The sequence below is a fragment of the Shewanella sp. MMG014 genome, from assembly GCF_018100775.1.
In the GTDB taxonomy this organism is placed as follows: Bacteria; Pseudomonadota; Gammaproteobacteria; order Enterobacterales; family Shewanellaceae; genus Shewanella; species Shewanella japonica.
Map to the genome: position 1 here is coordinate 1 of NZ_JAGJDZ010000030.1, position 1,236 is coordinate 1,236.

The window sequence follows — 1,236 nt, forward strand, 5'->3', positions numbered from 1 at the left end:
GTAGAGAGGGTTGTGAGGGGGACTAGTGAGTTGGTGCTTGCGAAAGGTAATAAAATGTCTTTTGTTGCTGTGGGGTATTACTCTGATGGGACATCATCTCAACTGAATGATTTAAGCTTGAGCAATTGGCGTAGTGATGAAGAAAGTGTTGGTTTTTTTGGTGAGCCAGGTATTTTTTATGCTGCCTCAGAAGGGGCTGTTGTTGTAAGCGTGATTGTAAATGGTGTTGAAAGTAATGATGTAAATATATCTGTAACTGATCCTGTTATAACTGCAATTACGGTTACGCCTGGGCGAGTTGATGTTGCAATGGGGCAAGAGCAGCAGTTAACTGCAACGGCTACTTACAGTGATGATACATCGTCTGATGTGAGTGATTCAGTGACATGGTTTTCGTTAGATACAAGTATTGCTTCAGTGTTACCAAGTGGTCTGTTAATAGCTGGTGATGTAGGGGCTACGGTCTTGACTGCAACTAAGGATGGGGTTGGCAGTAATGAGGTGGTAGTAACAGTTACGGATGCAATTGTCACAGGGATTACTGTTACGTCGGGAAAGGTTGCTTCAGCATCTGTTAATGTAGCTGTTGGGCAGACTGTACAGTTAAAGGCTACAGCGAATTACAGTGATGGTACGTCTTCGGATGTGAGTGGTTCAGTGTTGTGGTTGTCGAATGATTTTGTGGTTTCGCCAGTGACGCCGACAGGTTTGGTTGCAGGTAATAAAATAGGCTTGTCAAAAATTGTAGCGCACAAAGGTCATATAAGTAGTAATGAAGTTGGTGTGACTGTGACAGATGCCTTTATTACTGCAATCACGGTTACACCAGTAAAGGTTGATGTTGCAAAAGGGCAGACTGAACAGTTAATTGCTACGGCGATTTACAGTGATTTTACATCATCTGATGTAAGTGATTCGGTAACCTGGTTAGTAGATGATGCGAATACTGCAACGGTAGCTCCATCGGGTTTGTTGACGGGTAATGAGGTTGGTGCGACATTCTTAACGGCCCAAAAAGACGGTGTTACTAGTAATACAGCCAATGTAGATATTACTGGTGCTGTGATAACTGCGCTTACGGTTACGCCAGCACAAGTTGATATTGCAAAAGGACAGACTGAACAGTTAACAGTTATGGCAACTTACAGTGACAGTACGTCATCTGATGTAACTAGTTCGGTTGCTTGGTTAGTCGATGATACGAATACTGCAACGGTAGCTCCATCGGGTTTGCTG

Annotated in this window: 1 protein-coding gene; it reads left to right on the forward strand. The window is 43.4% G+C overall.

Annotated elements, in window-relative coordinates; all coding sequences use genetic code 11:
• Window positions 1-54: 54 nt before the first annotated feature.
• Window positions 55-1,236 (forward strand): Ig-like domain-containing protein (locus J8L86_RS20980; protein ID WP_211031449.1); only part of this gene is annotated, 1,182 nt, incomplete at its 3' end.